21 protein-coding genes are annotated in these 24259 nt (G+C 62.5%); 8 read left to right on the forward strand and 13 right to left on the reverse strand.

Going from position 1 to position 24259, the window contains the following annotated elements; translation table 11 throughout:
* Positions 1–85: 85 nt before the first annotated feature.
* The gene (locus tag B0G75_RS03550) at positions 86–1000 is read right to left on the reverse strand and encodes a LysR family transcriptional regulator (protein WP_106300664.1); all 915 of its coding nucleotides are present in this window, start codon (positions 998–1000) and stop codon (positions 86–88) included.
* 184 nt (positions 1001–1184) lie between these two features.
* Between B0G75_RS03550 and B0G75_RS03555 the strand changes: the two genes are divergently transcribed.
* Both B0G75_RS03555 and B0G75_RS03560 read left to right on the forward strand, forming a co-directional pair.
* Entirely contained in the window at positions 1185–2048 is an 864-nt protein-coding gene (locus B0G75_RS03555) for an NmrA family NAD(P)-binding protein (protein WP_106300666.1), read from the forward strand.
* 308 nt (positions 2049–2356) lie between these two features.
* On the forward strand, positions 2357–2761 hold the full coding sequence (locus B0G75_RS03560; RefSeq protein WP_181309149.1) for a VOC family protein: 405 nt from the start codon (positions 2357–2359) through the stop codon (positions 2759–2761).
* A 64-nt stretch (positions 2762–2825) separates the two neighbouring features.
* Here the strand turns inward: B0G75_RS03560 and B0G75_RS03565 are convergent, their stop codons facing one another.
* A complete protein-coding gene (locus tag B0G75_RS03565; protein ID WP_106300668.1) occupies positions 2826–3677 on the reverse strand; it encodes an alpha/beta fold hydrolase in 852 nt (283 codons plus the stop codon).
* A gap of 126 nt (positions 3678–3803) precedes the next feature.
* On the opposite strand from B0G75_RS03565, the gene B0G75_RS03570 reads away from it, so the two are divergent.
* Positions 3804–4625, forward strand: coding sequence for a LysR substrate-binding domain-containing protein (locus B0G75_RS03570; RefSeq protein WP_181309173.1), 822 nt, complete (start codon positions 3804–3806; stop codon positions 4623–4625).
* A gap of 31 nt (positions 4626–4656) precedes the next feature.
* Here the strand turns inward: B0G75_RS03570 and B0G75_RS03575 are convergent, their stop codons facing one another.
* The 4 genes from B0G75_RS03575 to B0G75_RS03590 are packed head-to-tail and all read right to left on the reverse strand — an operon-like array spanning position 4657 to position 8881.
* A complete protein-coding gene (locus B0G75_RS03575) occupies positions 4657–5586 on the reverse strand; it encodes a GTP-binding protein (protein WP_106300670.1) in 930 nt (309 codons plus the stop codon).
* Entirely contained in the window at positions 5583–7241 is a 1659-nt protein-coding gene (locus tag B0G75_RS03580; protein ID WP_106300672.1) for an amidohydrolase, read from the reverse strand. The genes B0G75_RS03575 and B0G75_RS03580 overlap by 4 nt, the downstream gene beginning before the upstream one ends.
* 32 nt (positions 7242–7273) lie before the next feature.
* Positions 7274–8659: a sodium:solute symporter gene (locus tag B0G75_RS03585; RefSeq protein WP_106300674.1), complete on the reverse strand. Its 1386-nt coding sequence runs from the start codon at positions 8657–8659 to the stop codon at positions 7274–7276.
* Positions 8660–8671: 12 nt separating this feature from the next.
* Positions 8672–8881: a DUF3311 domain-containing protein gene (locus B0G75_RS03590; RefSeq protein WP_106300676.1), complete on the reverse strand. Its 210-nt coding sequence runs from the start codon at positions 8879–8881 to the stop codon at positions 8672–8674.
* 281 nt (positions 8882–9162) lie between these two features.
* Here B0G75_RS03590 and B0G75_RS03595 point away from each other — a divergent pair, with 281 nt between their 5' ends.
* The 5 genes from B0G75_RS03595 (at position 9163) to B0G75_RS03615 (ending at position 15590) form a co-directional block, all read left to right on the forward strand.
* The gene (locus B0G75_RS03595; protein ID WP_012426255.1) at positions 9163–9573 is read left to right on the forward strand and encodes a nuclear transport factor 2 family protein; all 411 of its coding nucleotides are present in this window, start codon (positions 9163–9165) and stop codon (positions 9571–9573) included.
* A gap of 13 nt (positions 9574–9586) precedes the next feature.
* Positions 9587–11002 carry an FAD-binding oxidoreductase gene (locus B0G75_RS03600; protein WP_181309150.1) on the forward strand — a complete coding sequence of 472 codons (1416 nt, stop codon included), beginning with the start codon at positions 9587–9589 and terminating at the stop codon, positions 11000–11002.
* A 296-nt stretch (positions 11003–11298) separates the two neighbouring features.
* Positions 11299–12729: an amino acid permease gene (locus tag B0G75_RS03605; RefSeq protein WP_106300678.1), complete on the forward strand. Its 1431-nt coding sequence runs from the start codon at positions 11299–11301 to the stop codon at positions 12727–12729.
* Positions 12730–12867: 138 nt separating this feature from the next.
* A complete protein-coding gene (locus tag B0G75_RS03610; protein WP_106300680.1) occupies positions 12868–13857 on the forward strand; it encodes an AAA family ATPase in 990 nt (329 codons plus the stop codon).
* Positions 13854–15590 (forward strand): cobalt chelatase, encoded by a 1737-nt coding sequence (locus B0G75_RS03615; protein WP_106300682.1) that lies wholly within the window; start codon positions 13854–13856, stop codon positions 15588–15590. The genes B0G75_RS03610 and B0G75_RS03615 overlap by 4 nt, the downstream gene beginning before the upstream one ends.
* A 21-nt stretch (positions 15591–15611) precedes the next feature.
* Here B0G75_RS03615 and B0G75_RS03620 read toward each other — a convergent pair whose 3' ends face one another.
* The 7 genes from B0G75_RS03620 to tauA form a co-directional block, all read right to left on the reverse strand.
* Positions 15612–16373, reverse strand: coding sequence for a sulfite exporter TauE/SafE family protein (locus B0G75_RS03620; RefSeq protein ID WP_106300684.1), 762 nt, complete (start codon positions 16371–16373; stop codon positions 15612–15614).
* Positions 16370–17404 (reverse strand): phosphate acetyltransferase, encoded by a 1035-nt coding sequence (gene pta, locus B0G75_RS03625; RefSeq protein WP_106300686.1) that lies wholly within the window; start codon positions 17402–17404, stop codon positions 16370–16372. Before pta ends, B0G75_RS03620 begins: the two co-directional genes overlap by 4 nt.
* A gap of 146 nt (positions 17405–17550) precedes the next feature.
* Positions 17551–19383 carry a sulfoacetaldehyde acetyltransferase gene (gene xsc / locus B0G75_RS03630; RefSeq protein ID WP_181309151.1) on the reverse strand — a complete coding sequence of 611 codons (1833 nt, stop codon included), beginning with the start codon at positions 19381–19383 and terminating at the stop codon, positions 17551–17553.
* A gap of 187 nt (positions 19384–19570) precedes the next feature.
* Positions 19571–21004: a phosphonoacetaldehyde dehydrogenase gene (gene phnY / locus B0G75_RS03635; RefSeq protein ID WP_106301861.1), complete on the reverse strand. Its 1434-nt coding sequence runs from the start codon at positions 21002–21004 to the stop codon at positions 19571–19573.
* A gap of 219 nt (positions 21005–21223) precedes the next feature.
* Positions 21224–22144 (reverse strand): ABC transporter permease subunit, encoded by a 921-nt coding sequence (locus tag B0G75_RS03640; protein WP_106300688.1) that lies wholly within the window; start codon positions 22142–22144, stop codon positions 21224–21226.
* On the reverse strand, positions 22137–22952 hold the full coding sequence (locus B0G75_RS03645; RefSeq protein WP_106300690.1) for a taurine ABC transporter ATP-binding protein: 816 nt from the start codon (positions 22950–22952) through the stop codon (positions 22137–22139). The genes B0G75_RS03640 and B0G75_RS03645 overlap by 8 nt, the downstream gene beginning before the upstream one ends.
* A 32-nt stretch (positions 22953–22984) precedes the next feature.
* A complete protein-coding gene (gene tauA, locus B0G75_RS03650; protein WP_258194213.1) occupies positions 22985–24043 on the reverse strand; it encodes a taurine ABC transporter substrate-binding protein in 1059 nt (352 codons plus the stop codon).
* Positions 24044–24259: the final 216 nt, after the last annotated feature.

Here is a 24259-nt window from a genome sequence, read left to right on the forward strand (position 1 = left end):
TATAGGCTTGCGCGGCATAAACCTCCTTTTAGATTCCTTAAGTGTTCTTGCGCGCGAGGTATGGCCGCTCACTGGCCTATTTGGACTAACCGGTTCTCGTCAATGCGACGATAAAGTCCAGAAACACTCTTGTCCTGGCCGGCGTGTGGTGCCGCGACGGATGGTACGCATAGAGCGGGAAGCGCTCGTCCGGCCAGTCCGGGAACAGGTTGACGAGCCGTCCCTCGCGGATCAGGTGCTCGCCGCCGAGCAGAAGCATCTGCGCGACGCCGGAGCCGGCCAGACACGCGTTGAGGAGCGCGCTCGGATCGTTCACCGTAAGCCGTCCATTCGTTTCGACAACAATCTTCTTGCGCTTGCGATGAAACTCCCACGGATACGGTTTGCCGGTATCCGGGTTCCGGAACTCAAGACACCTGTGCACCCCGCGACCCAGCTCCTGAGGCTCCGCCGGCCGCCCCCGGCGAGCGAGGTACGACGGCGCTGCGACGGTGACCACCGCGGTGTCAAGGAGCTTTCGCGCAATCAGACTGGATGAGCGAGGTTCGCCAAATCGCAAGGCCAGATCGAAGCCGTCCATGACGAGGTCGCCGAGCTGATCCCTGGCAATGAGTTCGAGTTCGAGCTCAGGATGCGCGTCCATGAATTCGTCGAGCTTCGGGCCCAGAATGATGCGCGAGAAGACCGGGTCGAGATTAATTCGCAGCTTCCCGCGCACTGTCGCGGCGCCTCCTGCCGCGGCCGCGGCCGCTTCCTCCATGCCCCTCAAGTGCGGCATGACCTGCTCGTAGAAGCGCCGGCCCTCTTCAGTGAGGGAAACGGCGCGAGTCGTCCGATTGAAGAGCCGTGTTTTCAGCCGCCTTTCGAGTCGGGCGATGGCCCGGCTAACTCCGGGCGGCGACATGCCCATCAATTCGGCGGCGGCCGCGAACGTCCCCGCATCGACGACGGCGGCAAATACGCTGATACCGCTAGAGAGATTCTCGCTGGACGATCTCATGGGCGCTGCACCCTGGTCATTGGCTGCCTCTGCACAGTGCGTCAAAAACCGAACTATGACGCATTAGTAACTACCAGTCACTTCACAAGTGTCATTCGTGTCATTTAGTTTCTCATCGCGTTTGCCCACAATCCATCCCGACGGTGCGTTTCAACGTTATTTATCTACGCGAGGAGAAGCTGCAATGTATGCAATCACAGGGATAACAGGAAAGGTTGGCGGTGCGGTGGCGCGCACGTTGCTCGCCGCGGGCCAGCCAGTGCGCGCGGTCGTACGCGATGCCACTCGGGCACGCTCGTGGGCTGAACGCGGATGTGAAGTGGTGACAGCCGACATGGGCGACGCGGCGTCCCTCACCGCCGCTTTCGAGGGTATGCAAGGCGTCTTCATTCTGCCGCCGCCGACGTTCGATCCGTCGCCCGGCTTTCCCGAGGCGCGCGCTGTCATCGACGCCGTGCACGGGGCGCTTCAGTCGGCGGCGCCCGGCAAGGTGGTTTGCCTGTCGACGATCGGCGCACAGGCAACCGAAACCAATCTGCTCACGCAACTTACGTTGACGGAGCAGGCGCTTCGCAATTTACCGATGCCCGTGACTTTTTTGCGTCCCGGCTGGTTCATGGAAAACGCCGCATGGGACGTTGCGCCGGCCCGGGACAACGGCGTGATCTCCAGCTTTCTGCAACCGCTTGACAAGGCTGTGCCGATGGTCGCGACCGCGGACGTCGGTCGCGTTGCCGCACAACTGCTTCTGCAAACCTGGCGCGGCGTGCGTATCGTCGAGCTGGAAGGGCAACGCGTGAGCCCGAACGATCTGGCGCAGACATTTGCCCAGGTGCTCGGTCGTCCGGTTCGTGCGGAGGTGGTGCCGCGCGAAACGTGGGACGCGCTGTTCCGATCGCAAGGTATGAAGGAACCGTTGCCGCGTATGCGCATGCTCGACGGGTTCAATGAAGGCTGGATCTGTTTTGAAGGCGACCCAGCCGACATCGTCAAGGGCGAAGTGGAACTGGAAACCGTTCTGCGAGATCTCGTCTCGCAGGCGGCCTAACGCTGGCGCGTCCGGCGACGCGTGCAGGATGACGCGCCGCCGGCTGCTTTGCGCTCGTCGTTCGTCACGCATCCATATCGAGGGATTCGCTATGGAATACAGCACACAGCTCGGCTCGTGGTCTGAGCGACGGCGAGAAACGCGAGCAAGCCGCGGGCGAGTTGGCGTCGCATGTCCGGCAACGCCCGTAGCACGGGCCTGAGCGGCCGATTGCGCGAGCCGGACGATGCGAGTATGGAATGTGAGCTTTTACTCGTAACATCCTCCGTACGGAACGCAGCGAGCGATCCGATTCAACGGAGATCGACATGACCGATATCACCACCAGCATGAAGCTCAATCACGTGAGTTTCCCTTCATCCGATGTGAGCGCGACCGCCACCTTCTTCGAGGAACATCTAGGCTGTACGGTTGCCGCGCGAGGGACGAGCTGGTTTCTGAAACGCCCCGGCTTCGACATCGTGATCGATGACGCCGCCGACCATCCAGTCGAGTGGCCGCACAACTTTCATATCGGCTTCGAGCTGGCTTCTCTCGACGAGGTTCGCACGCTTTACGAGCAGATGGCCGGCGCCGGCGTCGTGATGAAGACCGGCGTGTTCAAGCATGAGCGCGGCTCGCGGTTTTTCTGTGAGGTGCCCGGTGGCGTTCTCGTCGAAATCAACACGCGTTCGGATGCCGACGAGAAATATCGCGGCACCTTCGACCTCTAACGTTCTCGACCACCAAGCCGCGGAATGCCGAATGCCAAACGCCGAATACCGAACCGCGCCGGAATCAGAAGCTGACGAACGCCTGCACGAGCCGGTTAAAAGCGCCTGCGTTCGACACATTCATGCCGTGCGACGCACCGGCGATGGTCTGCCGCTCCGCATAATCGATCCACTCCGCGAGCTTGTCGACGTTGTTGCGGAACATGCGCGGGCTGCGCTGCCCGTCGATCAGCAGCGTCCTGCATTTCACGCCGCGTGCGGTTTCGCGGGAATAGGCGGGCAACGGATCGCGGAGCTGCTTGGGCAGCGTGCCCGCGTTGTCGATCGCCATGGTGCGGAACGCAATCGGGCTCTTGCGCCACGCTCCAGGCATGCTCACCGAATCGACGAAAAGCTCCAGGCCAGCGTCGATCTGTTGGCTTTCGATGAGTTCAGCAACGCGCGCGCGTAGCACATTGGTCGTGGCCGGCAGCGCCGCCTCCGGCATGCCGTCGATCTGCAGAGGACCGCCAGGGTCGGCGAGCGTCAGCGTTTTCACGAGCCGCGGATAGTCGCGCGCAACATGAAACGCGACACAGCCGCCGCGCGAATGGCCGACCAGATGCACGGGCCCAAGGTCGATCGCCTCAATGAACTCGGCCAGCTCACCGACATGCGTCTGCCAGCCGAACTCGCCCTGAATGCACGCCTCGCTGGCCGGCCAGTAGTGGCTCAGGCTCACCGAGATGCAGCGAAAATGCTGCGAGAGCGCCGCCGTCTGCGCATTCCAGTAGCGATAGTCGCACAGCGAGCCGTGCACGAACAGGAGCGGCTCGCCTTCTCCGCACTCGACATACGGCACGCAGATGCCCGATGCGATGGTCGCAAACGACAGTTCGGGTACGGCAAGCACTGAGAGGTCGGTACGGGCGTTCATGGACTGGCTCCTTTGCGGCCACTATGCCCCATGTCGCAAATTTAGAAAATCGCGTAATATTGATCGAATCTATCTATTTTTCTGATACCAGACCCCTTGAAAGCACTCGACCTGGACGTGATGACCATGATCGTCGCCGTTGCCGACGCCGGTAACATCAGCCGGGCGGCGGAGGTCGTGCATCGTTCGCAATCGGCGGTGAGCATGCAGATCAAGACGCTTGAGATCGCGCTGGGCAAGCCGTTGTTCGTGCGCAAGCCGCGAAACGTGGTGCCGACGCAGGACGGCGAAGTCCTGCTGACCTACGCTCGCCGCATGCTCGCCTTACGCGACGAGGCCTGGGCGGCGGTGGTTCGGCCGGACGTGACGGGACGCGTGAGCATCGGCGTGCCGGACGATTACGCGTCGTCGCTGCTGCCGCCGATCCTCAAGAAGTTTTCCGCGACCTATCCGAAGGTGGAGATTCAGGTCGTCGGTTTGCCGAGCGTCGCGCTCGCGCCGATGGTGAAAGACGGCTCCGTCGATCTGGTGTGCGCGACGCGAGTCAAGGGTTTGTCGGGCGAATTCATTCGCCATGAACCCATGGAATGGGCGGCCGCGCCGAGCGCGGATGAAATATGGCGCGAACGGCCGTTGCCGATCGCCGTGTTCCTGCCGGGCAGCGTCGCGCGCGAGAACGCGATTCGCAGCCTGGAGCGCGCGAAGATTCCCTACCGCACCTCGTATGAAAGTCCGAGTCTGCTGGGTCTGCTGTCGATGGCCGAGGCGGGGCTCGCTATCGTGCCGCTCGCGCGCTGCGCGGTGCCGGCACACTTCACGCTGCTTGGGCGCGCGCACGGCTTGCCCGAAATCACCGCGCTGGAGATGGTGCTGGCGCGCAGCACGGCTTCCAATCGTCCGCCGTGCGATTTTCTCGCGGAGAAGATTGTCTCCGAGTTGAGGCGCTAGCTTTCTTGGCGTGCGTTCCGGTCGGCCGGATTCATGGGCCGATTTCAGCGGCTTTGAGCGCCGCTCTCGCAGTCGACTCGTCTTCGCGATCGAACATGCCGATCAGCACGATCTGCGATTGAGAGGAGGTGCGGGCCGACGACGCGCTGATCACCACGCGGTTGCCGACCACATGCAATTCATGCAGCGCGCCGTCGCTCTCCAGTCGGACAAAACCTTTCGCACGCAACAGCTTTGCAGAGAAACTCCGCAGCGCTTCTTTGAGTTTCTTGCGGCTCAAGTAAGCGTCGGTGACAAACGAAAAGCTGCATAAATCGCGCGGGGTGAGAGAGGCGCACAGTGGCATCGCACCGATAGGGCGCGCGGGTAATGCATGCCCCTCGAAGATCAAACCGAGTGGCACGGCCGCGTGCGTTGCTTGCGCGATGATGCGGGTATTCGCAAGCGCTTCAACGCGCGCTACGACGGCCGCGCCCGCAGGCTCGCTGAGCAGATCCATCTTGTTCAGCACGATGGCCGTGGCGCCCGCGATCTGCCGCTGCGCGATGTCGCCGACATAAGGATCGGCCAGCGTCTCTTCGACGCGCTCCGCATCCACCAGCACGACGATGCCGTCCAGACGAAACGCGCGATCGAGCAAGCCGATCTGCGCGATGCGCACCGGGTCGGACACGCCGCTCGCTTCGATGATCAGCAGATCGGGTGCGTCAGTGCGCGAACTTATGGCAAGCAGTGCCTCGACCAGCCGGCCGCCGATCGAACAGCAGACGCAGCCGTTTTCCAGATTGATCACGTCGTCGGCGCGCTGGCGAATCAGCGAAGCGTCGATATTGATCGAGCCGAAGTCGTTGACGAGGACGGTGATGCGCCGCGATCCGGCGTTGCTCAGAACATGGTTGAGCAGCGTCGTCTTTCCGGCGCCGAGATAACCGCCGATGACGACGAGCGGAATCGCGTTCATCCCGCCGGCGCCTGGAAAATGCGGCCGCCGAGCACCGTGCCCCACACTTCCAGATCCTTCAGACGTTGCGGCGCGACTTCGGCGGGGTCTTCGGCGAGCACCGCGAAGTCCGCGAATTTGCCGACTTCGATACTGCCGACCAGATGATCCATCTTGAGCGTGTAAGCGGCGCCGAGCGTGATCGCGCGCAACGCGTCAGCGATCGGCACGCGTTCGTTCGCACCGAGCACGCGCCCCGACGCGGTCTCGCGCTGCGACGCGCACCATGCGGTGAAGAGCGGATTGAGCGGCGTGATGGGCGCATCGGAATGAAACGCAAACGGAATGCCCAGGCAGCGTGCCGATTCCGCCGCGTTCATGCGATTCGCGCGGTCCGCGCCCATGGTCTGCGTATAGTGCGCGTCGCCCCAGTAATAGATATGGTTCGAAAAGAAATTGATGCACAGGCCGAGGCTCGCCGCGCGCGCGAGCTGGCTCGCGTCCGCCATCTGGCAGTGCTGCAGCGTATGCCGGTGATCGCGTCGCGGATGAAGCGTGAGAAGCCGCTCGAACGCGTCGAGCACGAGTTCGGTCGCCTCGTTGCCGTTGGTGTGCACGTGCAGTTGCAGGCCCGCTTCGTGAAACGGCGTGAACACTTCGACGAACTGGCTCGGCGGAATCAGCCACAAACCGTTGGGCTTGCCGTTCAGATAGCCGGGCCATTTCAGGCGCGCGGTGAAGCCCTGAATCGAACCGTCGACGATAAATTTGACGGGCCCGAAGTGCAGCTTCGGCGTGGCGGTTTCCATCGCCGAGAGCACCCGTTGGGCGCCGCCTTCAGGGCTGCGCTGCGGCGCGAAGGCGGGCACGATACGTACGGGAAAATCCGCGCTCGCGGTAACTTCGCGCAGGTTGCGATTACCAGTTTCGGAGAAGTCATTGACCAGATCCGTGGCGGTCGTCACGCCGGCGAGTTGCGCGACGCGGCCGAAATTCCAGATGGCCTTGGTGCTTTCGCTCGCGGCGATCGAGAGGCCGGCACCGATCACGCGGTAGACCGGGAACATTGCGGCGAACTCCTGCAACTCGCCGGTCGGCTGTCCGCTTTCGTCCTTGTCGATGCCGTCGATATCCGTTTCTTCATCGATGCCGGCGCGCGCGAGCATCGGCGAATTGACATTCATCAGATGCACGCTCGCATGCAGGATCACGATGGGCCGCTCCGCCGACACCGTGTCCAGTTCGCGCACACTCAGGCGTTGGGTGCCGAAGAAGATCGGATCGAAGCCCCAGGCGAGCAGCGGAGCGTCGGCCGACGTCATCTCGGCTTGCGCCGCCTTCAGGCGCTCGATCACGGCGTCCAGCGATGTCAGGCCTGGCCAGCGCCGGCCGTCGGGGCCGCGGCGGTCGTAGTAGCCGACGTAGACGGTGTCCCACATCGCGCCTTCCATCAGATGGCAATGGCCTTCGACAAAACCGGGCATCAACACTTTGTCGCCGAACGTATCGACGATTTCGGCATCGCCCCATTGCTTGACGTCGTCAGCGCCGCCCACCGAGAGAATCTTGCCGTCGCGAATCGCCACATGCGTCGCATAGGGTTGCATGGGATTCATCGTCACGATCTTCTTCGCGACGAAGACTTGTATGGAGCGCTTCTCTTCTCGTTGAGTCATAGGTGAGTGATTGAAGTTCGTTTCAGCCCGGTTCAACTGAGTGCGTGCGCACGGCTCGGTTTCGCGGTGAGGTTCACGGCGGTCAGCACCAGCAGGTTCGCGCCGAGGCATACCAGTCCCAGATTGAAGCCGCCGAGATCGATCTGCAGCACGTACAGAATTATCGCCAGCACCTGTCCGGTCAACATGCCGGAGGCAATCGCAGACGGCCGCACGCGCAGTCCGAACAGAACGACCATCACGCCGGGGAAGAATTGCGTCACGCCGTAATACGTGGTGTTGATCAGCGTGAGCATCAGATTCGGCGTGAGCAGGGTCATCACGATCGATATCAGCAGGTACAACACGATCACCACTTTCGCACTCGTCTTCTGGCGAGCTTCCGGCATGCCGGGCAGCAGATTGCGTGTCACGATCGGCCCGATCGCGAGACAGATGCCAGCCAGAACGAGCAAACCGGACAGCGACGCACCGGCCGCGACGAGTCCAAGCAGCCAACCCGGCAGCAAACGGATCGCGGCAGCGAAGAACGCTTCGTTAGGCGAGGCGAGATGCAGATTCTGACTGATCGCATAGTACGACGCGACCACGAGAAACGGATACATCAGCATGTAAAGCGGCATCGCGACCTGCGTGCGGCGGATCGTGTTCGCGCTTTTCGCGGTAAAGAAGTTCTGCACCGCGAACGGCATGACGTAGAAGCCGAGCGACTGGAACAGCATGGTGCTCATCGAGAAGGTCAACTGGTGCGAATTCATCCGGTTGCTGACATGCTGGCTGGCGGCATGAAAGACGTCGGTCACGCCGACTTCCATCGATACGGCAACGCCGGTGACGACGATCGCGACGACCATCAGGATATCCTTCAGCACGGCGATATAAGCCGATGCCCGCACGCCGGCAATCGCGATGTAGGTGAAGGCGAGCAACGCCGCGAATAGAATCAGATACGGCGGTTTGAAGTTCCATCCGAGTCCGTTCAACGCGGCGACGAGTCCGGTGAACTGCAACTGCCCCCACGGCAGCAGAAAGACGATCGCGGAGCCCGCGACGATCAGTTCGAGCGAGCGGCTCTGAAAATGCCCCTTGAACAGATCGGGCAGAGTGATCGCGTTATAGCGCTTGCCGGCTTGCCAGATCTTCGGGCCGATGAAATAGCCGACGGGATAGGCCAGCAGAATGTAGCCCAGAAACCAGACGCCGTAGGTCGGTCCCTTGGCATAGATGCCGCCGGGAAAACCGACCATCGTGCCGATGCTGTAGATCTCGCCGGCCGCGAGGAAGAACACGAGGTAGGCGCCGAACTGCCGCGACGCCACGAAGAAGTCATGCACGCTTTGCGGACCACGTCCCTTGTTCGAACGGATCGCGAGGTAAAGCGAGAAAGCGAGGAAGCCGAGAAAGACTGCGGTGGCCATCCGGACACTCCTTTAGCGGTTTTGCGGGTGGGACTCGTCGTGGCGGCAGTCGAACACGCGCCAGCAGATCATCAGGCACCCGGAGGTGAGGATGAACCACGCGAAGATCCAGGCGTAGATGAACGGCACGCCCAACACGAAGCGATCGACGGACGCCACCCACGGCAGCAGGCCGACCACGCCAAGATAGGGAATGCCGAGTCCGATAAACAGTTTGAGCACGTCAACTCCTCGCAGCATGTGGCCAACCCGCAGTGTTGCCGAACAAAAAAATAGAACCATAGAGCCAGTTGACGGGAGTTGATGAGTCCAATTCAGCAGGTGCCGCAGACGCTGCGAAGCCCGCGTCACGGCGCGCTGCACCAGGCGAAAGCACCTCACTGGACCTACCGGCTAAAAACCCCCCTGCCTACAATTTCCTCACGGAATCGCCAGCCACCGGCGGCGTCTCATGCCTTATCGAAACGAACGCGAAAGCGATAGTCATCCAGGAGGAGAAAGCAATGGCTCAAACACAGACCCCGCTGCAGCACGTCACGGCCGAAACGCTGGCCGCGTTTTCCGATGCGTTCAATCGTCATGACGCAAACGCGTTGATGACCTTCATGACCGACGATTGCGTGTTCGATGCAGCGGGCGGTCCGGAAGTATTCGGCACGCGCTTCGTGGGCCGCGAGGCGACGCGTGCGGCTTTCGAAGCCGTCTTCAAGACCTTTCCCGACGCGCATTGGGGGCAAGGCCGTCATTACGTGAGCGGCGAGCGCGGCGTGTCCGAGTGGGTGTTCACGGGAACGCACGCGGAAGGCTGGCGCATCGAGGCGGAAGGTTGCGACCTGTTCGAATTCCGCGACGGCCTCATCGCGGTCAAGCGGGCCTTCCGCAAGGAACGTCCGAAGCAGAACCTCGCACGCTGATCGGGAGCTTCACATGGAGCACAGTGAAATCGAACGGGTCGCGCAAGGCATGCCGTCCGCCGGCGCAGACGATACGCGCTACGATCCGGCGTACGACCCGCTGGTGTCGCCGGGGCCGGGCTGGGGCAAGCAGTACGCGCCGACCTACTGGGTCGCGACCGCGGGCACGCCGCCCGAAGACGATGGCCCGATCACCGCAGATGTCGACGTGGATGTGGCGATCATCGGCGGCGGCTATACAGGGCTCGCCACGGCGCTCTGTCTCGCGCGGGAGCACGGCATCAAGGCGGTCGTGCTGGAAGCCAACAAGACGAGCTGGGGCTGCAGCAGCCGCAACGGCGGCCAAGGTCAGAACGCCTCGGGCCGGCTGTCGCGTTCGCAATGGATCGAGCGCTGGGGTAAAGACGTCGCGTTGAAAATGCACGACGAGATTCAGGAAGGTTTCGATAATTTCAAGTCGCTGGTCGCTGAGATCGATTGCGATCCGCAACCCGGTGGCCACTTTCTGATTGCGCACCGGCCGCGCATCATGCAGAAGCTCGCCGCCGAGGCCAAGGTCTGGAAGGACGTGTTCGGCTATCCGTCCGAGCTGATCGACAAACAGACCTTCCAGCGCGAATACGTCAACGATCACGAAGCGGCCGGCGCGCTGCACGAGCCCGAGGGTATCGGCATTCATGCGTTGAAGCTTGCCTTCGGTTATCTGCGGCTGGCCCGCGAAGCGGGCGCCAAGGTGCATCCGGCGAGCCCGGTGCTCGGCTGGGAAACGATCAACGGTGTGCATCATTTGCGCACGCCTGGCGGCATCGTGCGGGCGCGCGCGGTCGGCATTGCAACGGGCGCGTATACGGCGCAAACACTGCACAACTCGCTGCGTAGCCGCATCATGCCGATCCTGTCGAATTCAATGGTCACGCGGCCGCTCACGAAGCAGGAAATCGACGCGTGCAACTTTCGCACGACCCAGGTGCTGACCGATACGCGCACGTTGCGCTTCTACTATCGCTTTCTGCCGGACAACCGCTTGCAGATCGGCAGCCGTTCGGCGATCACCGGCGCCGACGCGCCCAATTCGCGCCATTACGATCTGCTGGTGGAAGGCATGCTGCGCAAGTTTCCGGCCTTGCGCGGCGTCGCGATCGATTATTCATGGTGGGGCTGGGTGGACGTCAGCCACGACATGATGCCGCGCGTGTATCAGCCGGATCCGATGCAGACGGTGTACTACGCGCTCGGCTACGGCGGCAACGGCGTGTCGTATTCGCAGCAGGCCGGGCGGCGGCTCGCCGAACGCATCGCTGGAAAGGGCGCGAAACAGACGTTGCCGATCTTCACGTCGCCGTTGCCCGGGCACCCGTTCGCACCATTCCGGCGCATCGGCCAGCGGATGCTGTATCAACTGTATTTCCGGCGCGACGAAAAGCCTTGATGCGGCAGGCCGGAAATCGCCCGCGCGCCGTGCTGCGCTGAATTTGCAATTCGCAAGTTGCCGCTCGCGCCGCGCAAACGGTGGACCAAACGGCGCACACTTGCACCATGCGCGAGAGTTGCGCGGTGCTTCATAAAAAAGCACCGTGCGCCAGAGTTGCGCGGTGCTTCATAAAAAATCATACGGCGGGACGCATGGGCGTCCTCGCCCCATCCAGTATTGACGACGATAGGACCCGGGCGGCCGCGAAAGCAGGCCGGCCCGGTCCGCGATCGGATAACGGAATTGGAGGTGACATGCAGCGATCTACAGACACAACGGAATTGAAGGCGGGCCTCAAACAGCGCCACATGACGATGATCGCGCTCGGCGGCGTGATCGGCGCGGGGCTCTTCGTCGGCAGCGGCGTGGTCGTGCAACAGGCCGGCCCCGCGGCGGTGCTGTCGTTTTTGATCACCGGCGCGCTGGTCGTGCTGGTCATGCGGATGCTCGGCGAAATGGCCTGCGCGATGCCGGCCGTGGGTTCGTTCTACGAATACGCGCGGCTCGCGTTCGGCGGCAAGCGCGCGTCCGGCAACCTCGCGGGCTTTCTCACCGGCTGGATGTACTGGTATTTCTGGGTCATCGTCGTCGCGGTGGAGGCCGTGGCCGGGGCGAAACTCGTGCAGTTCTGGCTACCGGACGTTCCCGCGTGGGCGATCAGTCTCGTGTTGCTGGTCACGCTCACGGCGACCAACCTGGTCTCGGTCGGCAGCTACGGTGAATTCGAGTTCTGGTTCGCGTCGATCAAGGTCGCGGCGATCATGGTGTTCCTGTTTCTCGGCGGCATGTATGTGCTGGGACTGTGGCCCGCGGCGAAGCACGTCACCGCCGTTCTGCCGACGCTGCTCTCGCACGGCGGCTTGATGCCGAAGGGAATCGGACCCGTGCTGAGCGGCGCGGTTGCGGCCACGGGCTTTTACTTCGGCGCGGAGATCGTCACGATCGCGGCGGCCGAAGCGCAGGAGCCCGCCAAGGCCGTCGCCAAAGCGACGAACTCGGTGATCACGCGCGTGCTGGTTTTTTATGTCGGCTCGATTCTGCTCGTCGTCGCGCTGGTGCCATGGAATTCCCCGAAGATGGCGACGCCGTATGTGAGCGCGCTCGACGCCATGGGTATTCCCGCCGCCGCTAGCGTCATGAATGCCATCGTGCTGACCGCGGTGCTGTCTGCGCTCAATTCAGGCCTCTATGCCGCGTCGCGGATGATTTTCGCGCTGACACGCCACGGCGACGCGCCCGCCGCACTCGCCAAGGTCAATCGTCGCGGCGTGCCGGTTCGCGCGATTCTGATCGGCACCGTGTTCGGCTATGCGTCGGTGGTGATGTCGTATGTGTCGCCGGATACCGTGTTCGCCTTCCTCGTGAATTCGTATGGCACCGTGGCGATTTTCGTCTACGTGCTGATCGCGATCTCGCAATTGAAACTGCGCGCTCGCATCGAACGGGACGCGCCGGAGAAGCTGCGCGTCAGGATGTGGTGCTACCCGTACCTCACGTGGGTCGCGATCATCGGCATGGTCGGCATTCTGGTGGCGATGGCGTTCATTCCCGAGCAACGTCAACCGTTGTGGTTCGGAGTTGCGAGCCTCGGCGTGCTGCTGCTCGCTTATCTGCTGCGCGTCCGCAAACCCGATGCCGGGTTCAGCGGACCGGACACGCTGGAATACCGGCATCACCATCACTAATGTCGGCGTTACGCCGTGCGTGCAAAAAACGAGATGATTTGTATCGAAAAAAGAAAGTGCGTATGATGGCTCGACAAGGCCGCGCTGCCAGCTTGCTGGGCGCCGGCCTTCGTTGTGACGAAGTGCGAGGAGACCGTAGTGACCGATATCGTGACAGGCAAGCCGGACCGGATGGTCTCGGTGCGCACGTTGTTTGGCATCGACTCAGGCTTGATGGTGCCGGCCTTCAGCGAACGGGACGACCACGTTCCGGAAATCGACGAGGTGTATCGCTTCAATCCAGAAGTGACGCTGGCGATTCTCGCGGGCTTCATGCGCGAGCGCCGCGTGATGGTGCAGGGCCTGCACGGCACCGGCAAATCCACTCATATCGAACAGGTCGCGGCGCGCCTGAACTGGCCGTGCGTGCGCGTGAATCTCGACGGGCATATCAGCCGTCTCGATCTGGTGGGCAAAGACGCGATCATCGTGCGCGACGACGTGCAGATCACCGAATTCCAGGAAGGTATCGTGCCGTGGGCGCTGCAACGTCCCATGGCGTTGATCTTCGACGAATACGACGCAGGCCGTCCCGACGTGATGTTCGTGATCCAGCGCATTCTCGAGCGCGACGGCAAATTCACGCTGCTCGATCAGAATCGCGTGATTCATCCGCATCCGTATTTCCGGCTGTTTGCCACCACCAACACGGTCGGCCTCGGCAATCTGAACGGTCTTTACCACGGCACGCAGTTGTTGAATCACGCGCAGCTGGACCGTTGGAACGTGGTCGCCACGCTCAACTATTTGCCGCGCGCCGAGGAAGCCGGCATCGTGCTGGCGCGTGTGCCCGAACTCGCCGACGAGGCCGGCCGCGCGCTGCTCGAGTCGATGATCAGCGTGGCGGAACTGACGCGCAAAGGCTTCGCCACTGGCGATCTCTCCACGCTGATGTCGCCGCGCACCGTGATCGACTGGGCGGAAAACTGCCAGATCTTCCGCGATCCGGCGATGGCGTTTCGCCTGACCTTCGTCAACAAGTGCGACGAAGCAGAGCGGCCCATCGTGGCCGAGTATTTCCAGCGCTGCTTCGATAGCGAACTGGAAAGCGAGGCGGAGCGCGAGATGCGCTTGACGGTGCCGCAATGACGCCTGCCGAGCGGCAAGCAGCACGCCGCGCCGAACAGCGTCAGAACCTGTGCGCGGCGGCGGTGCGCGCGTTAACCGGGGACGCGGAGTTGCATTACCGCGCCGGCCGCTTATTCCGTGGACTGCGTCCGGTGCATCTGCATGCGCCGCATCTACGCATGGACTCGCAACCAGATGACCTGCGTTCCCTGCGCGGCGCCGCGGACGGCGCAGCATTACGCCTCACGCATTCCGACGCGAAGCTCCACGCGAGTCTGTGTCCAGGCGAACCGGCCGAACCGGTGGAGCGGCTCCTGTTCGAACTGTTCGAGCAGTTACGTTGCGAAGCGCTTGCGCCGGCCAGCATGCCGGGACTCGCACAGAATCTGCGCCATCGCTTCGAAACATGGTCGCGTGCTTTCTATCGGACCGGGTTGACCGACTGCCACCTCGGTATTCTGCTTTACACGGTGGCGCAGATAGTCTGGTCGCGTCTGTCGGGCTGGCCCGTGCTGGAAGAAACAGAAGGTCTGATCGAAGCCACGCGCGCCGCGATCACGCCGACCGTGGGCGTGCCGCTCGCGGCGCTGCGGCGGCATCGAACGGAGCAGGGCGAGTTTGCAATTCATGCGCTCGAATTGGCCCGTCTCGTCAGCCAGATGATGCGTGACGCCCGTGCTCAGTCCGTCGAAGGAGAAGACGAGCAGGCACCGGAAGACGACGAAGCCGTGCGCGCCATGTTCGCGCTCTGGTTCGATACCGATGAAGGCGAGCAGGTCGACATGGGCCTCGCCGCGACCGGCGACAGCCGCGTGCTCAGAGACGCGGAGCATCGCTACCTGGCGTACACCACGCGCTACGATCGTGAGTTCATGCCGGGCTCGCGCATACGCAGCGAGTTGCTGGCCGAATACCGCGACCAGCTCGACAAGCGCATTGCCGCGCAGCGCATCAACGTGCCGCGACTCGCGTATGCGCTCAAGGCGGCGCTCGCCGTGCCGCAACGCGACGGCTGGTCGTTCGGCGAAGAGCACGGCCGTATCGACGGCCGGCGTCTCGCGCAGCTGGTCAGCTCGCCGGCCGAGCGGCGTTTGTTTCTGCTCGAGCGGTACAAGCCGCTCGCCGATTGCGTGGTGAGCTTTCTCATCGATTGTTCGGGTTCGATGCGCACGTATATCGAGCCGGTGGCGCTGCTGGTGGATGTGCTCACTCGCGCGCTCGATCAGGCGGGCGTCGCCAGCGAGGTGCTGGGTTTCTCGACCGGCGCCTGGAATGGCGGCCGCGCGCGGCAAGATTGGCTGGCCGGCGGCCGGCCGTCTCATCCGGGGCGGCTCAACGAGGTCGCTCATCTCGTCTTCAAGGATGCGGCGACGAGTTGGCGGCGCGCTCGCGCCGACATCGCCGCATTGTTCAAAGCCGATCTGTTTCGCGAAGGCGTGGACGGCGAAGCGGTCGACTGGGCGTGCACGCGGCTGCGCGCGCGTGCCGAGGCGCGGCGGATTCTCGTCGTGATCTCGGACGGCAGCCCGATGGACAGTGCCACCGCTCAGGTCAACGACACGTACTATCTCGACAATCACCTGAAGCAAGTAGTCGAACGCAACGAAGCCGCGCGCGATGTCGAGTTGCTGGGTCTTGGCGTCGGACTCGATCTCAGTCCGTATTACCGCCGTTGCCTTGCGGTCGATCTGTCCACGCCGCCTGACATGTCGTTGTTCGCCGAACTCGTCGGCTGGATTGGCGCGCGGCGCTAGGGCGCGTGTGTCCGCGGCCTCTTAGCGGAGCAACTGCTGCAACGCATGCAGGATCAACGAACCGCCGATCACCACCAGAATCGCGTACGCGATGCGGCGCGTCATCACACCCGACAGCGGTGGCGGATACTGCCGCGCCACCAGCGTCATCAGCGCGACGACCGGCACTGCGAACGCGGCTTGCATCCAGAGATCGGCGTCGAGTTGGCCCAGGTACGCGCTGAACAGCGTGCGAATGGTCGAAGTCACTGTAAAAATCACAATCAACGCGTAGCGGATCTGCACGAGCGAGAGCGGCTGGCGATAGAACTGAAAAATCAACGGCGGCCCGGATACGCCGAACATCCCGCTCAGCAGACCGCCAAACAGGCCGCTAACAAAAAAACTTTTGTCGCCTGAGCGGCAAGCAAGCGGCGTCGGCCGCAGCGCCGCGCTTAAGCCCCCATACAGCACCACGGCGCCCAGCAGTAGTTGCAACATGCTTGACGCGGCATTGCTTAACAGATCCAGCACCAGCACGCCCGCTACTACCGACGGCAGAATGCCCAACGTAGCGGCGCCCACCGCGCGCCAGTCGATGTGATGCATTTTGCCGGGCAAGGCAGTCGCGCTGTTCGCGAGCGTCACGAGGCTGAGCAACGCGGCGAGACTCGTCACCGGCGCCAGGTCCAGGCCGCTGGCGGCGCCGATCACGATCATGCTCAGGCCGAAGCCGGTGATGGTTTGAAAATAGCTCGCGACGCCCATCAGCGCGAGCAGAGGCAGCAACTTCTGAACGATCATGTATGAGACGGCGTGAGGGCGTCGGGATGCGTGAGAGCGGCTTGCGCCTGGACCGCGGTGACGGCGGTGACGTAGTAGATGTCGTCCGCGCTGCAACCGCGCGAGAGGTCGTTGGCGGGCTTGCGCAGGCCTTGCAGCAAGGGGCCGATCGCCTTCGCGCCGCCGATCCGCTCGGCCAGCTTGTAGCCGATATTGCCCGCCTCGAGACTCGGAAACACCAGCACGTTGGCGTGGCCTTCCACCTGCGAATGCTTGACCTTACGCAGCGCGATTTCGGAGACGATGGCGGCGTCGAGTTGCACGTCGCCGTCGATAGCGAGATGCGGGCGGCGTTCCTGCACGATGTGGGTTGCGTTGACCACCTTGTCGACTGCCGCATGATGCGCGCTGCCGCTCGTCGAAAACGACAGCATCGCCACGCGCGGTTCGTCCATCAGCAGGCTTTTTGCGCTGTCCGCCGCGGCCATCGCGATCTCCGCGAGTTGGGCGGCATCGGGTTCCACCACGAGTGCGCAGTCGGAAAAGATCAGGCCGCCCTTGAGCGTGTGGAACGGCTCGCACAGCATCATCAGAAAGAAACTCGAGACGAGCTTGAATGACGGCGCAATGCCGATGATCTGGATCGCGGTGCGCACCACGTCGGCGGTGGTATTGACCGCGCCGGACACGGAACCGTCGGCATGGCCGAGACGCACCATCAGGTTCGCGAAGCACAGCGGGTTGAGGATTTCTTTCCGCGCCTGTTCGAGCGTCATGCCTTTCTTGCTGCGCAATGCGAACAGTTCGTCGGCATATAACGGTGCGAGCGCCGAAGTAGCAGGGTCCACCAGTTCCATACCGGATAGATCGACGTCGAAGCCGGCGGCAGCCTCGCGGATACGCGTGGCGTCGCCCACCAGCAGAATGCGCGCAATACCTTCACGGCTCGCGCGTTGCGCCGCCTGCAACACGCGTGGATCATCGGCCTCGCTCAGCACGATGCGCATCGGCGAACGACGCGCTTGTTCAATGATGCGGTTGATGGCTTTCATAAGCGTGGCCGAGTGGAGAAATAGCGAGAAGCTGGAACGAAGAAGCCGGAGACAGCGCGCGTGAAGGGAATACGCGTTGTTTCCGGCCAGTGAGCGCGGCGGCCTCGGTCCGTTTGAACACGGAGGCCGCGCGCCGCATAACACGCTCAGACGTAGTCCTTGTACTTGTCGAGCATGCGGACCGGCTTGGAGAGCGCGTCGCGGCGGAACGGATCGCCCAGTTCACGCGTACACATGATTTCGATGATGGTGGTCTTGCCGTGATTCATCTGCGCGTCGATCGCGCGCTTGAGCGCCGGGCCCACGTCTTCGAGACGATCCACCACGATGCCTTCGGCGCCCATCGCGCGGGCAATCGCCGCAAAGCTCTGGTTGTCGAGTTCACCGGCGACGAAGCGGCGGTTGTAGAAATCCACCTGGTTCTTCTTCTCCGCGCCCCACTGGCGATTGTGGAACACCACGGCCGTCACCGGAATGTTGTGGCGCACACAGGTCATGGTTTCCATCAGGCTCATGCCCCATGCGCCATCGCCCGCATACGACACGGCCGGACGATGCGGCGCGGCAACCTTGGCGCCGATGATGGTCGGAAACGCGTAACCGCAATTGCCCCAGCTCATCGCCGCGAAGAAGCTGCGCGGCTTGTTGAAGCGCAGATAGCTGTTGGCCACGGAGTTGATGTTGCCGATGTCGGTCGAGACCATTACGTCTTCAGGCATGGCCTTTTCCAGTTCGCGCAGCACCTGGCGCGGATGCAGGTAGGTGCCGCCGCCGGGCGTGCGTTCGTGCTTCTGCTCCTCGATCATGTCGAGACTGTAGGCGTCGCGTTCGTGCGTCCAGTCGTCGAGTTCTTTTTCCCAGGCGGCTTTCTCGGATGCGATCTGAGCGCCGCGTTCCTCGCGCGTGGCGTCGCTTGCGAGCTTGCGTCCCGCAAGGCGTTCGGTCAGAGCGACGGCGGCAGCTTTCGCGTCGCCGCAAATGCCCACCGAAATCTTCTTCACCAGGCCGAGCATCTTGTGATCGGCATCGATCTGGATGATCTTCGCGTTGGTCGGCCAGTAATCCATGCCGTGCTGCGGCAACGTGCCGAACGGTCCGAGGCGTGAGCCGAGCGCAATGACGACGTCGGCGCGCGACAGCAGCTTCATCGCCGCCTTCGAGCCTTGATAGCCAAGCGGGCCGCACCACAGCGGATGGTTGGCGGGGAAAGAATCGTTGTGCAGATAGCTGTTGACGACCGGTGCGTTCAAACGTTCGGCGAGCGCCTTGCATTCTTCGATCGCATCGGCCATCACCACGCCGCCGCCGGAAATGATCACCGGGAATTTGGCTTGCGCGAGCAGTTCGGCCGCTTCGTTCAGGCTTTGCTCGCCGCCCGCGCCGCGATCGAGACGCTGCGGCTGAGGAATTTCCACCTTGACCTGACCATAGAAGTAATCGCGCGGGATGTTGAGCTGGGTCGGTCCCATTTCCGCCATCGCGCGGTCGAAGCAGCGGCCCGTGAATTCGGCCATGCGGGCCGGATGGGTGACGTGGCCTTGATACTTGGTGAACTCCTGGAACATAGGCAGTTGCTTGGCTTCCTGGAAGCCGCCCAGACCGATGCCCATGGTGCCGGCCTCCGGCGTGACAATCACGACCGGGCTGTGCGCCCAATAGGCCGCCGCAATGGCGGTGACGCAGTTGCTGATGCCCGGGCCGTTCTGGCCGATCACCACGCCGTGACGCCCCGAGACGCGCGAATAGCCGTCGGCCATGTGACCGGCGCCTTGCTCGTGCACGACAGGAATCAGGCGGATGCCGGCGGGCGCGAAGATGTCCATGGCGTCCATGAAGGCGGAGCCCATGATGCCGAACATATCGGTCACGCCGTTGGCCGCCAGGGTTTCGACAAACGCTTCCGACGGCGTCATGGCCTGCGGGCCACTGGCACGGTTGTCGGCGGTCGCGTCGCGCGGGGAAGGATTCTGCTCGCTCATGGGGTGTCTCCGGCTCTTTGAGATAAGTGGAACAAAAAATACCGAAAAATGCTTGGTGTCTGAAATGTAGGTCAGTGGTTTGCGTCAGTCAACCAAAATTCAAATAAATGGAACGTTTTGTATCAAAAATTTAATGTTTCGCGAGAATGCGGTTTGTGCCGTGGCAGCGACGACCGCTGCCGCAGCCTTACTGCCACGGCAACGAGTACGTTTTGACATTGGTAAAGCTTTTGATCGCTTCCTGAACGCCTTCCTTGTAGCCGAGCCCCGAGTCCTTGATGCCGCCGAACGGCGTCAGTTCGAGCCGATAGCCAGGCACCTCGCGCACGTTCACGCTTCCCACCTCCAGCTCCGCGATAAACCGCGTGATGTAGTCGAGCCGGTTCGTGCAGACGGAAGAGGACAGGCCGTAGTCGGTGGAGTTGGAGATACGGATCGCTTCGTCGATATCGCGGAAACGGATGACCGGCGAAACCGGCCCGAAGGTCTCATAGCGAACGAGCGGCATATCCGGCGTGACGTGATCGACCACGGTCGGCGAATAGAGCGCGCCGCGGCGCACGTTGCCGAGCAGCAGCTTCGCGCCGCGGCTCACGGCGTCGTTGACTTGCGCTTCGAAGAACTTCGCGGCGTCTTCGTCGATCACGGTGCCCATGTCGGTGGCGGGATCGGCCGGGTCGCCGTAGCGTATTGCGCGGGTCTTCTCCACCAGCAATTCGACGAATCGGTCCGCCACCGCCTCATGCACGAGCATCCGCTTGATGGCGGTGCAGCGCTGCCCCGAGTTCTTGTACGAGCCGGAAACGGCCAGCGTGCTCGCTTCGTCGAGGTCCGCGTCTTCCATCACGATGATCGGATCGTTGCCGCCCAGCTCTAGAACCGCGCGCCGGTAACCCATCTTGTTCGCGATGTATTTGCCGATGGCGACGCCGCCCGTGAACGTAATCAGGTCGACGTGCCGGTTCGTGATGAGTTCGTCGGCGATGTCTTTCGGATCGCCCGTCACCACCTGCAGCATGTGTTGCGGCAGGCCGGCGCTGTAGAGAATCTCGGCAAGCAGGCAGGTGGACAGCGGCACCTTTTCCGACGGCTTGACGACGATCCGGTTATTGGTGGCGATGGACGGCACGATCTTGTGCGCCACCTGGTTCATCGGATGATTGAACGGCGTGATCGCGCAGATCACGCCGAGCAGCGGGTCGCGCTGTGTGTAGACGCGGCGCTGTTTGCCGTGCGGCGTAAGATCGCAGGAGAAGATCTGGCCATCGTCCTTCAACGCTTCGTTAGCGCCGAAGACCAATACGTCGCTGACACGACCCGCTTCGTATAACGAATCCTTTTTGCAGAGCCCCGATTCCGCGGTGATCAGGTCGGCGATTTCATTGGTCCGTTCGCGCACGATATCCGCCGCGCTCCGCAGGATCTGCGCGCGTTCATAGCGTGTGAGCTTGGCGCGATAAGCGTGAGCGTACTCGAAGGCATGGCGCACGTCGTCCACGCTGGCTTTCGGGACGGTGCCGACCAGTTCGCGCGTATAGGGGTTGAATACCTCGATAACCTCGGCGCGCGTGACCCTTTCACCGCCGATGCGCATGGCCTCATGCCGAACTGCAGAAGGCATCCGTGGTTTGAAGATGGCGTTCACGCGGCCCCCTGGCTGGATTGTCGATCGTGGAAGGTAAATGTCTTACCGTTGACGTCGATATTGCCGTCGGGCACGCCAACGGGGTAGAGCCAGCTTGGAGGAGTCGCTGAGTCCAGCGCCGTGTCGGTACAGCGCATGCCAAAAGAGAAAGGGCCCAATGAAGGGCCCTTGTCAGCGGAATACGGTGAACTCTTTTCAAACCTTCCCTTTCCACGGCACCAGCACGCGCTCGATATAACGCATCAGCAAATCGAAGCACAGCGCAAAGAATCCGATCACGATGATCCCCATGATCACCACGTCGCTCGCCAGAAATTCCGCCGCGTTGAGCACCATGAAGCCGAGGCCGCTGGTCGAGGCGACCATTTCGGCGGCCACCAGCGTGGTCCAGCCCACGCCGATGCCGATTCGCATGCCGGTAAAGATCTCCGGCATCGCCGACTTCAGGATCACGTACAGCACCACCTGCGTGCGCGAGGCGCCCATCGAATAGGCGGCGTGAATCTGTTCGATCGACACCGACCGCACGCCTGCGCGCGCCGCAATCGCGAGCGGCGCGAAGATCGCCAGATAGATCAGCAGCACCTTCGAGAATTCGCCGATGCCGAACCAGATGATGATGAGCGGCAAATAGGCGAGCGGCGGCAACGGCCGGTAGAACTCGATCGGCGGATCGAACACACCACGTGCGAAGCGCGACACGCCCATCATCACGCCGACGGGTATCGCCGTCACACAGGCGAGCGCGAACGCGCCGAACACCCGCAGCAAACTGATGCCGGTGTGCTGCGCGAGCGTCGAATTGGCGAAGCCTTCCGTGGCGACATAGATGAACTTCGCGTAGACGGCCTGCGGCGATGGCAGGAACAACGGCTTGATCCAGTGCAGGTTGGTCGCGGCGAACCAGAGTGCGATGAACGCGGCGACCGTGATCAGGCTCGTGGCGACGCTGCTGCCTTGTCCCGGCACGCCGAACGTGTCGCCGGGCCGGGCGGGTTTCTTCGCGAGCATACGAGGTCCGCGGCCCGGTCTGCGGGGCGGCTGGATCGGCGAGTTCGTCTCCATTTGCGCGGCCTCGCCGTGCAATACGGCATGAGCGGATTTAGAACTAAACATGAGCGACTCCGGCCTCGGCGGCATGCATCTTCTCGTCGCCGTAGATGATGTTGAGAACCTGCTCGCGCATTGCGATGAAATCGGGACTCGATTTGATCGCCCGTGCGTCGCGCGTTTCGAGAAAACGGCGGTTGAAGTCCAGTTCGTAGGTATGCGTGATACGGCCGGGACGCGGCGACATGACGATTAACCGGCTCGCCAGGAACAGCGCTTCCTCCACACTGTGCGTGATGAAGAAGAACATCTTGTTGGTCTTCTTCCACACGTCGAGCAGAAGCTCCTGAATGGTCTCGCGAGTGAGCGCGTCGAGCGCGGCCATCGGCTCGTCCATCAGCAACATCGCCGGATCGCAGGTGAGCGCGCGGGCAATGCCGACGCGCTGCTGCATGCCGCCGGAGAGCTGATAGATCATATGCTTGTGGAAGTCCTGCAAGCCGACCAGCGCGAGATTGCGCACGGCAATTTCGCGCCGCTGCGCGCGTGGCACGCCTTGCAGCTTGAGGCCGAATTCCGCGTTGTCGATCACGTTCAACCACGGCAGCAGCGCATGCTTCTGGAACACCACGCCGCGGTCCGCGCCCGGCCCCGCAATGGGCTCGCCACCGAGCAGCAATTCGCCGCGGCTCGGCGCGATGAACCCGGCCATTAGCGATAACAGCGTGGTCTTGCCGCAGCCGGATGCGCCCAGCGCGACCACGAAGTCACCCGAGCGAATGGTCAGGTTGATATCGTCGAGCGCCTGCACGGTCTGGCCGGGGCGCCGCCCCGGAAATACCACGCTCACGTTTCTGACTGTCATGTTTTCCATGTTGCCTCCCGATCCCACGGATCACGGTTACGTCATTTGAGCTGCGCAGCTGCTTCAGCATAGGCCGGCGTCACGAATTTGGAGTAGTCCGGCAGCACGGTGCCGATCTGCTTCTGGCTCTTCAGGAACTCCGACGTGTCCTTCAGCGCGAGCGCGGCGCGGCTCGCCGTACCGCCGCCCAGCCATTGCGCGGATGCCTGTTCGCTGATCGTGGGGAACGCATAGAGCGACAGCGACGCCGGCACATCCGCCGCCGAGCCGCCGATCATCTTCGCGATGGCGGCGGCTTGCGGCGAGCTCGCGTTCCATTGCGAAGGATTGCTGCGGTATTGCTGGTCTGCGTCGGCGATCGCCTTGACGAGTTTGGCCATGAAGTCCTTGTGTTCCTCGCCCCATTTGCGATCGACCGCAATGCCGTCGAAGGTCGGCTTGCCGAGTTTCGAGAGGTCGCCGGACGTGATCAGCACCTTGCCGCTTTTCTTCAGTTCGGCGAGCGCGGGGTCCCAGACATAGGCGGCGTCGATGTCGCCGCGTGACCAGGCGGCGACGATCTGATTGGGCTGCATGTTGAGAATCTTCAGGTCGGACGGATTGATGCCCCAGTGCTGCAGCGCGAACATGGTGTGATAGTGGGTCGTCGAAACGAACGGCACGCCGATGGTTTTGCCCTTTAGGTCCGCGGGCTTCGTGATGCCGGAGCCGTTGCGCACCACCATCGCTTCGGCCTGGTTGATGTTGTCGAGAATCCAGAAGAGTTGCAGATCGAGGCCCTGGCTCACGGCGGCGGCGAGCGGGCTGGAACCGATCACGCCCACCTTGACGTCGCCGGATGCGAGCGCGGTCGCCACTTTTGCGCCCGATTCGAATTGCCGCCAGTTGATCTTGTAACCAGTGGCCTTTTCGATCGACCCGTTCGCGATGCCGACCACCCACGGGTCGACGATCTGCTGATAGGCGATCGTGATTTCCTTGTCTTCAGCGTGGGCGGGCGTTATGGCGAAACACGCCGTGGCGGCGCAAACCAGTGACAGGATGCAACGTGCCGCCCGGTGGAACCACGGCCGTAATGTCGAGTTTTTATGGCGTTTCATAATAGGTCTCACAATAGGTATGAACAGCGGGTATGAACAGCGGGTTTCAATGGCGGCCGCCGGTGGAGCATGGAACTCGTATGACCACGACGGGTGCTTGTCCCAATCGCCTTGGACTGCGTGAGTCGAGTATCGTCAGTAAAAAATAGAGCAAGTTAGTGCCAGACGGCGCCGATCGTTGAGTCCACATCGGCGCGCGGAGCTGTTCTGGCCGGC

The organism is Paraburkholderia sp. BL18I3N2, assembly GCF_003001875.1.
Taxonomy (GTDB): domain Bacteria; phylum Pseudomonadota; class Gammaproteobacteria; order Burkholderiales; family Burkholderiaceae; genus Paraburkholderia; species Paraburkholderia phytofirmans.

Bases quoted from the DNA above. Each gene is read 5' to 3' on its own strand.
- tauA (WP_258194213.1), bottom strand. From the start codon at position 24,043: ATGAAACGCCATAAAAACTCGACATTACGGCCGTGGTTCCACCGGGCG.
- pta (WP_106300686.1), bottom strand. From the start codon at position 17,404: ATGAAAGCCATCAACCGCATCATTGAACAAGCGCGTCGTTCGCCGATG.
- B0G75_RS03565 (WP_106300668.1), bottom strand. From the start codon at position 3,677: ATGAACGCCCGTACCGACCTCTCAGTGCTTGCCGTACCCGAACTGTCG.
- B0G75_RS03585 (WP_106300674.1), bottom strand. From the start codon at position 8,659: ATGGCCACCGCAGTCTTTCTCGGCTTCCTCGCTTTCTCGCTTTACCTC.
- B0G75_RS03595 (WP_012426255.1), top strand. From the start codon at position 9,163: ATGGCTCAAACACAGACCCCGCTGCAGCACGTCACGGCCGAAACGCTG.
- B0G75_RS03555 (WP_106300666.1), top strand. From the start codon at position 1,185: ATGTATGCAATCACAGGGATAACAGGAAAGGTTGGCGGTGCGGTGGCG.
- B0G75_RS03550 (WP_106300664.1), bottom strand. From the start codon at position 1,000: ATGAGATCGTCCAGCGAGAATCTCTCTAGCGGTATCAGCGTATTTGCC.
- B0G75_RS03600 (WP_181309150.1), top strand. From the start codon at position 9,587: ATGGAGCACAGTGAAATCGAACGGGTCGCGCAAGGCATGCCGTCCGCC.
- B0G75_RS03645 (WP_106300690.1), bottom strand. From the start codon at position 22,952: ATGGAAAACATGACAGTCAGAAACGTGAGCGTGGTATTTCCGGGGCGG.
- phnY (WP_106301861.1), bottom strand. From the start codon at position 21,004: ATGCCTTCTGCAGTTCGGCATGAGGCCATGCGCATCGGCGGTGAAAGG.
- B0G75_RS03615 (WP_106300682.1), top strand. From the start codon at position 13,854: ATGACGCCTGCCGAGCGGCAAGCAGCACGCCGCGCCGAACAGCGTCAG.
- B0G75_RS03620 (WP_106300684.1), bottom strand. From the start codon at position 16,373: ATGATCGTTCAGAAGTTGCTGCCTCTGCTCGCGCTGATGGGCGTCGCG.
- B0G75_RS03575 (WP_106300670.1), bottom strand. From the start codon at position 5,586: ATGAACGCGATTCCGCTCGTCGTCATCGGCGGTTATCTCGGCGCCGGA.
- B0G75_RS03570 (WP_181309173.1), top strand. From the start codon at position 3,804: ATGATCGTCGCCGTTGCCGACGCCGGTAACATCAGCCGGGCGGCGGAG.
- xsc (WP_181309151.1), bottom strand. From the start codon at position 19,383: ATGAGCGAGCAGAATCCTTCCCCGCGCGACGCGACCGCCGACAACCGT.
- B0G75_RS03560 (WP_181309149.1), top strand. From the start codon at position 2,357: ATGACCGATATCACCACCAGCATGAAGCTCAATCACGTGAGTTTCCCT.
- B0G75_RS03605 (WP_106300678.1), top strand. From the start codon at position 11,299: ATGCAGCGATCTACAGACACAACGGAATTGAAGGCGGGCCTCAAACAG.
- B0G75_RS03580 (WP_106300672.1), bottom strand. From the start codon at position 7,241: ATGACTCAACGAGAAGAGAAGCGCTCCATACAAGTCTTCGTCGCGAAG.
- B0G75_RS03640 (WP_106300688.1), bottom strand. From the start codon at position 22,144: ATGTTTAGTTCTAAATCCGCTCATGCCGTATTGCACGGCGAGGCCGCG.